Raw genomic sequence first — 6,987 nt, forward strand, 5'->3', positions numbered from 1 at the left:
GGGGGGCCCCCCCGGGCCGCCGGGGCCACCACCGCTGTCGTCGTCGCCGACCTCGGTGTCCGACAGGTCCAGGCCGATCGCGAACCGCGCCGCCCAGCCGCCCCGGATCCGGCGCGGCGACAGCAGCATCTGCTCACCGGCCTGCTGGTAGATGAAGTCGGTGGCGTTCGTCGTGTCCGGGGTGCCCTTGGCCGCGTACGGATCGGTCGCCAGGTAGGCGGCGTTGAACGCGTCGGTGAAGTACAGCTGCGACGTGAACTCGTACGGATTGCCGTCCGTGCCGATCGTCCTGATCTTGAGGTGGAGGTGCACGGTCCGGCCCTGGTACCAGCCGGGCAGCACGGTGACGAACCGGACCCGCCCGCAGTTGTCGCTGACCTGGTAACCGCGCAGGAACGTGTGCCCGACCGAGTCGTTCGCGGCCACGTCGGAGTAGACCCCGTAGGCGTCGCAGTGCCAGATGTCGACGATCGCGCCCGGCAGCGCCGAGCAGGCCCCGGCGGCGATCTGGAGCACGTCGAGGTCGAGAACGAAGCGGGTGCCGCCGGAGACCGAGCCGTCGAAGGTGTCGACGCGGATGTCGGAGCGTTCCAGCCCCTCGTCCACGTAGTACGGCCCCTCGGTCATCTCCGGCTTCGCGACGCAGTCGACGCTCGTCGCCGCGGACGCCGGTGCGGCGGCGCCGGCCGAGGTCCCGGCCAGTGCCAGGCCGGTGCCGGTCAGTGCGAGCAGCGCGAGCGCGTGTCTGCGCCCGAGCACCCGGCCGACCGGTTCGTCGTCGTTGTCCATGGATCCTCCTTGTGGGATGGGATCCGGCAGACGCTATGAATCGATACTCGTAAATGCCTTGAAGCCTGCTGTGCCCGAGCTGTGCAAGACCCGATCACACCTCGGTGCCGGCCATCAGATCGGCGAAGGCGGCGGCCGCCGGCGGCGATCGGAACAGGCGGTCCAGCCGGGCCAGCGCCAGACGGCGACGGAACGGGCCGGCCGCGGAGTCGTCGCCCGAGTCGTGCACCATCTCGGTGAACCAGCGGGAGAACTCCTGGTAGTCCCAGGTCCGCCGCAGGCAGGCGTCCGAGTACCCGTCCAGCCCGTGGCCGTCGATGATCGCCCGGGCCAGCAGGTAGGCGTCGGCGATCGCCAGGTTCATCCCCTTGGCGCCCATCGGCGTGATGATGTGCGCGGCGTCGCCGACCAGGAACATCCGGCCCCACGACATCGGCTCGGCCACGAAACTGCGCATCTCCACCACCTCGCGGCCGGTGATCGCGCCCTCCGGCAGGCTCTCGTCACCGAGGCGCAGCCGCAGCTGACGCCACGTGTGCTCGTCCGGCCACCGGCGCGGGTCGTCGCCCGGCCGGTACTGCAGATAGAACCGGCTCGCCCGCGGACCCCGGGCGAACTGGGCGGCGAACCCGTGCCGGCTGACCGCCATCAACGGATACCGCGGGGCGGGGGAGTCGGCGAGGACCGTGAACCACCCGATCCCGTGGTCGAAGGCGTAGGTGGTCAGCTCGCCCTCCGGGATGCTGCGCCTGCTCACCCCGTGGAAACCGTCGCAGCCGGCCACGTAGTCGCAGGTCAGCTCGTGCTCGGTGCCGTCCGCGTCACGATAGGTCACCCGGGCCCGGTCGCCGCCGAGGTCGTGCGGTGTCACGTCGGCCGAACCGAACCGCAGGTCACCGCCGCCGTCCAGGAACGTGCCGATCAGCCGCTGGACCAGCATCTGCTGCGGCACCAGCCGGCCGGGCCGGCCGCCCGCCAGCGCCGGGACGTCGAGCATCCGCGGCACCCCGTCGGTGCGGATCTCCATCAGCGTCTCGACCGGGCCGCCGGCCGCGACCTGCTCATCGAGGCCGAACTCGGTGAAGATCTCCCCGGCGCGATGATCGATGACACCGGCCCGTTGGCGCCCCTCCACATGAGCCCGGTCGCGTATCTCCAGCACCACGCAGCCCACGCCGCGCCGTTGCAGGAAGTTGGCCAGCGACATCCCGGCGGGCCCCGCCCCGATGATCACGACAGTGGTGTCCGCCGGCATCGCGCCTCCTCGTGAGTCCGTCCACAAGGGATCCTAGGCGCGGATGCCGGCGGATCGATCCTCCTACTGGACCGGGTTCCAGCCGTCCGAGCCGGCCAGGTACTTCTGCGCCGTGTAGTTCGCGGCGGTGGACGCGCTCATCTGCGGCCGGTCCGAGGTGCCGGTGCTCGCGCCCGCGCCGGTGTTGGCGTACTCGTTGAACCGGCACGTCTTCCACGACCAGCCGCTCATGTCCTGCCAGGCGCCGGCCTGCCGGACGTGGCCGCCGAGCGTCGACTCGCGGACCAGCACCTGGCCGATCGCGTCCGACGCGTTCCCGGCGTGCCAGCAGCGGCCCAGGGCGACCGTCTGCGCGGTGGCCGAGCTCTTCAGGGTCGATCGGGTGATCAGGAACCCGTAGGCGTTGCTGTCATCGGTGGCGGCCGCCGTGATGTAGCCGTTGTTCGAGCTGCTGCCGATGTTCAGCGACTCGATGGTGGTGCTGTCGATGACCACCGCGCCGTTGCCGTAGATGAAGTCGACCGCACCGGAGATGTACGACTTGTAGATGTACTGCCGGATCTGCGAGCTGCCGGTGCCGCCCCAGGACAGGAACGTGTCCTGGTAACCCTTCATCTGGACGTTGCGGTAGACCTGCCGGTCGCCCGCGGCGTACAGCGCGAGGGCCTGGCTGCCCGCGCCGTACGTGTTCTGCATGGTCAGGCCCTTGATCGTGCTGTTCGGGGCCAGGTTGTAGACGGTGGCGCTGCCCGCGGTCCCGGCGGTGGACTGCGGCTTGTTCCCGGTGATGACCACGTCGGCCGAGTTGCCGGTCGCGCCCTGGATGGTGAGGCCGGACTTGCTCGCCGGGATCTGCACCTGGCCCTGGTAGGTGCCGGCCTTCACGGTGATCACCCCTCCGGTGGAGGAGGCGGCGATCGCCGCCTGGATCGTCGTGTAGTTCCCCGATCCGTCGGTGGCGACGGTGAACGAGGTGGCGGCGACCGCCGGTCCGGGGACGGCGATCAGCGCCGCCGCCGTGAGGACCACGGCGGCGGTGGTGGAGCGGGGCATGGGGGAGGTCCTTTCCTCGGCAGGTCACGGCATGGGGGATGCGACCTGTAGGTAAGCGCTTTCCTGAACACTCCCGTCCGAACGTAGGCCCGACATAGTCGAGTGTCAATGGGCCTCGTCCGCCAGCGACCGCAGTGTCGCGTCGATGGTCGAGAAGATCACGTCCGAGCCGCCCTCCCAGAGTGCTACCGGATCGGGCTGGCCCGGCTCCGGCGCCCAGAGCCACCAGATGTTGCGCCACGGATCGAGCATCCGGGCCAGGGTCGTCTCGCCGTAGAAAGGCGTCGGCGCGGTGACCGTGGACCCGCCGCGGGAGCCGGCCCGTTCCAGCACCACCGTCACGTCCCGCACCCAGACCTGGAACAGGCCGGGCCGCGGCGGCCATCCGTCGAGCCGGTCGACCACCATCAGATCGACGGTGCCGAGGCGCAGTTGCGCGTGGATCAGCTTGCCGTCGGGCATCTCGGTGCGCGCCTCGGCGACCTCCGGCACATCGAAGACACCCGACACGAAGTCGATGAATCCGTTCGCGTCGTCCAGGATCACGAACGGATTGAGCACCGCGGTGTCATAGGGGACAGCCGAATCGGGAAGGAGGATCTCACTGGTCATACCGGGATCCTCGCCGGTGTTGCGGTCAGTTCCCGACCGCTAGGAGAGAGCCCGGAGTCCGTGCATCACCCGCAGGATGGTGTCCGGGGAGAACGGGTTCACGGTGTCCGTCACGTGCACGTCGAGGTAACCGGCGGCGCGCAGGTCGGCGACGAGGATCTTCGTGACGCCGAGGTGCAGGCGCAGCCTGGCGGAGATCTCCGCGACCGAGACCGGCTCGACGCACAACTCGACCATCGCCTGCATCTCCGGCCCGAGCGAGGCGAGCGGAGCCCGCCCGGCCCGCGGATCGTACGGCCGGAGTGTCACCTGGGTCTCCAGGTCGATCTCCGGGTCGACCGCGTTGACCCGCCCGGCGGTCAGCACGAACGGGCGCAACGACGTCTGACCGGCGGCCGGGGGCCGGGCCGGGGGAGCAGCCGCCGGAGGGGGCCCGGCCGGCGTGGCACCCGGCGGAGCGCCCCGCAGATACGGAGGAATCCTCCCGATCGGCTCGCTCAACTCTGGACTGCGCTCTTCAGTTCGGCGATCAGGCCCGGGGTCAGGGACGCTCCCGCCCGGGTCCCGAACAGCGTCATCTCGTACGCCACCGTGCCGAGGTTCGCCGAGCGGCTGGTGACGACACCCAGCGCCGAACCCCGGCTGATCGTGGTGATCACCAGGTAGCCCTCGGCGATGTCGACGACGACCCGGTTGAGTGCGCCCAGCCGGTACCACTCGGACGCGCCCGCGGCGAGACTCGTCATCCCGGACACCACGGCGGCCAGCCGGTCCGAGTCGGCCCGCTCCCGTTTGGACGACCGGGCCATCAGCAGGCCGTCCGAGGAGACCACGACCGCCTCCTGCACGCCGGCCGTCCTGGTCGCGAACGAGCTGAGCAGCCAGTTGAAGGTCTTCACCTCGGCGCTGAGATCCGTGGTGCCGGGGTGCGTACGGATACTGTCCATGGTGGTGCCTTCTTCACTGTCGGTGGGGTGTGGAGGAGTCGTGGAGCGCCCGCGCCACGCCCGACTCGAGTTGCTCGACGAGGAGACGCGCCGCGTCCGGGTTGTTGTCGCTCACCGGCTGGTCGATGGCCGGCCCGCCCGCCCCGGACAGGTTCGACCCGGGGATCCGCCGGCGCAGTCCTCCGGGCGAGGCGGGCGCGGACGCCGGCGCCGGCACGGCCGGTACCGGCGGGGCCGGTGCCGGGGCGGCCGGCAGCGGCCTTCCCACGTCGAAGCCGTTCCAGGTGTGCGGGTCACTCATCACGTCACTGACCCGCGAGATCGCCTCCCGCACGGTGGGCCGGTGCGGAGCAGGACTCTCCGGTACGGGCGGCGACCACGCGACGGCGACCGGCTCCATCTCCGGCCCGCCGACCAGCAGATCGCCGGCCAGGAGCAGGCTGCTGATGTCGACCCCGACGGTGACGCCACCACCGGGGGTGTGCGACAGGGCGACCGTCATACCGTGCCGCCGGGCCAGCCGGCCGACCACGAACAGCCCGAGCACCTGCGTCGGCACCAGGTCGAGACGTTCCCGGTGGGAGATGCGGGCGTTCTCCTCGGCGAGCCGCTCGTCGGGCATGCCGATGCCGTGGTCGGCGACGGTCAGCCGGGCACCACCGGGCACGGCCCGCGCGCTGACCGTCACCCGGGTGTGCGGCGGGGAGAACGTCGTCGCGTTCTCCAGCAGCTCACCGCAGATCAGCACCATGTCGCTGACCAGGGACGGCGCCACCAGCAGATCGAGCGGTACGTCCACGTCGACGCGGGTGTACTCCTCGATCTCGGCCAGGGCCAGCCGTGCCACGTCGATCAGCCGGACCGGCAGGGAGTGGCTCTCCTCCCGGTCGGCGCCGGAGATCACCACGAGACTGTCGGCGCTGCGGCGCAGCCGGTTGGCGATGTGGTCGAGGCGGTACAGCTTCGCCAGGCGGTCCGGATCGGTCTCCTCGTTCTCCAGCTCGTCGATCAGGTCGACCTGCCCGCCGACCAGGTTCTGGGTGCGCCGCCCGATGTGCCCGAACATCTCGGCCACGTTGCGCCGGCTCAGCACCTGCCGTTCCACCAGCTGCGACGCGGTGTGCTGGACACGGGCGAAGACCCGGGCCAGATCGCCGATCTCGTCCTGCGAGTCGAGGTCGAGCACCTCCAGGCGTACCGGATCGATGGTCTCGGCCTCGTCGTCGGCGATCCGCCGGAGTTCCGTCTCGCCGGCTTCCGCCACCCGTTCGGCCGCACGGCCGAGCCTGGTCAGGGGCACGGCCACGGCCCGGGCCACGGTGGCCACCAGCGCGAGCACCGCGAGGAGCACCAGGAGCACGAGCACACCCATGCCGTACGCGATGGTGAGTTGCCGTTGTCGTTGTTCGGCCACCGCCGTCGTCACGTCGTCGACGACCCGCTTCTTGGCGAAACCGCCGAGGATGCTGAACGACCGGAGCATCGGGAACAGCTCGGCCAGCGGCAGCCGGGCCATCGCCGCGGCCGGGTCCTGCGCGAACCGGGCGTCGAAGTCCTTGCCGACCCGGTCCTGGAACGCGGCCGTCACCAGCTCGTACAGCTCGCGCTGGCCCGGCGTGGCGTAGTCGGCGAAACGATCGAGGTAGGTCTGGAAGCGGGCGCTCTCCTCGCGGTACTCCGCGGCGTACCGCCCGACGCCGCCGGCGGCCATCATCGAGAGCAGCATGATGCTGTCGTTGGTCGACTCGTCGATGCGGAACAGGGCGTCCAGCGCGATGAGCTGCCGGCCGGCGGAGGTGCCGGCGTCGGCCTCGTCGGCCAGTCCGAGCGAGTCGATGATGCCGTCCAGCACGAGGTCGAACTCGGCGATCACGATGTCCGGCTGCACCGATCCGGCGCGGACCCGCTGACGCAGGTCCTCCAGGCCGTCGATCCGGCCGATCTCGCCCCGCAGCCCGGACGGCAGCCGGTCGCCCAGGTCCCGCTGCACGTCACGGACCCGGTCGGTGACGGTGGCGGTCTGCAGGGCCAGGTCGTCGGCGTCCACCACATCGAGCAGATAGCCGACCGAGAGCAGACGCTCGCGCTGCACGTCCTCCACCAGCGGGCCGACCTGCCCGGCCACCGTCGCGACGGTGTCGATCGCGGTCGCCTCCGCCGCGTCGTCGACCAGGCCGCGGATCGTCGGCACGACGAGCGCGATCATCGCCAGCAGCGGGATGATGACCAGCAGGATCAGCTTGCCGCGGATCCGGAGCCTACTGAGGAACACTGACCCGCCCCCACCGTTCGCGCTCCAGTTCGTGCACCGGCGGCGCCGGCGGCGGGGGC

7 protein-coding genes are annotated in these 6,987 nt (G+C 70.9%); all 7 read right to left on the minus strand.

What is annotated here, in order from left to right:
- A partial coding sequence (locus tag ACFO0C_RS31880) for a dioxygenase family protein (protein WP_378070425.1) occupies window positions 1-789 on the minus strand: 789 nt, incomplete at its 3' end.
- A gap of 94 nt (window positions 790-883) precedes the next feature.
- Window positions 884-2,044, minus strand: coding sequence for a 4-hydroxybenzoate 3-monooxygenase (locus ACFO0C_RS31885; protein ID WP_378070426.1), 1,161 nt, complete (start codon window positions 2,042-2,044; stop codon window positions 884-886).
- A gap of 63 nt (window positions 2,045-2,107) precedes the next feature.
- Window positions 2,108-3,097 carry a pectinesterase family protein gene (locus ACFO0C_RS31890; RefSeq protein ID WP_378070427.1) on the minus strand — a complete coding sequence of 330 codons (990 nt, stop codon included), beginning with the start codon at window positions 3,095-3,097 and terminating at the stop codon, window positions 2,108-2,110.
- 105 nt (window positions 3,098-3,202) lie between these two features.
- On the minus strand, window positions 3,203-3,709 hold the full coding sequence (locus tag ACFO0C_RS31895) for a glyoxalase (protein WP_378070428.1): 507 nt from the start codon (window positions 3,707-3,709) through the stop codon (window positions 3,203-3,205).
- 39 nt (window positions 3,710-3,748) lie between these two features.
- Window positions 3,749-4,210: a DUF742 domain-containing protein gene (locus ACFO0C_RS31900; protein WP_378070429.1), complete on the minus strand. Its 462-nt coding sequence runs from the start codon at window positions 4,208-4,210 to the stop codon at window positions 3,749-3,751.
- On the minus strand, window positions 4,207-4,656 hold the full coding sequence (locus tag ACFO0C_RS31905; protein WP_378070430.1) for a roadblock/LC7 domain-containing protein: 450 nt from the start codon (window positions 4,654-4,656) through the stop codon (window positions 4,207-4,209). The genes ACFO0C_RS31900 and ACFO0C_RS31905 overlap by 4 nt, the downstream gene beginning before the upstream one ends.
- Before the next feature lie 13 nt (window positions 4,657-4,669).
- Window positions 4,670-6,928, minus strand: a complete 2,259-nt coding sequence (locus ACFO0C_RS31910) for a sensor histidine kinase (RefSeq protein ID WP_378070431.1) — start codon at window positions 6,926-6,928, stop codon at window positions 4,670-4,672.
- Between the last annotated feature and the right edge of the window lie 59 nt (window positions 6,929-6,987).

The sequence above is a fragment of the Actinoplanes subglobosus genome, assembly GCF_042650585.1.
In the GTDB taxonomy this organism is placed as follows: Bacteria; Actinomycetota; Actinomycetes; order Mycobacteriales; family Micromonosporaceae; genus Actinoplanes; species Actinoplanes subglobosus.

Bases quoted from the DNA above. Each gene is read 5' to 3' on its own strand.
- ACFO0C_RS31885 (WP_378070426.1), bottom strand. From the start codon at position 2,044: ATGCCGGCGGACACCACTGTCGTGATCATCGGGGCGGGGCCCGCCGGG.
- ACFO0C_RS31890 (WP_378070427.1), bottom strand. From the start codon at position 3,097: ATGCCCCGCTCCACCACCGCCGCCGTGGTCCTCACGGCGGCGGCGCTG.
- ACFO0C_RS31895 (WP_378070428.1), bottom strand. From the start codon at position 3,709: ATGACCAGTGAGATCCTCCTTCCCGATTCGGCTGTCCCCTATGACACC.
- ACFO0C_RS31905 (WP_378070430.1), bottom strand. From the start codon at position 4,656: ATGGACAGTATCCGTACGCACCCCGGCACCACGGATCTCAGCGCCGAG.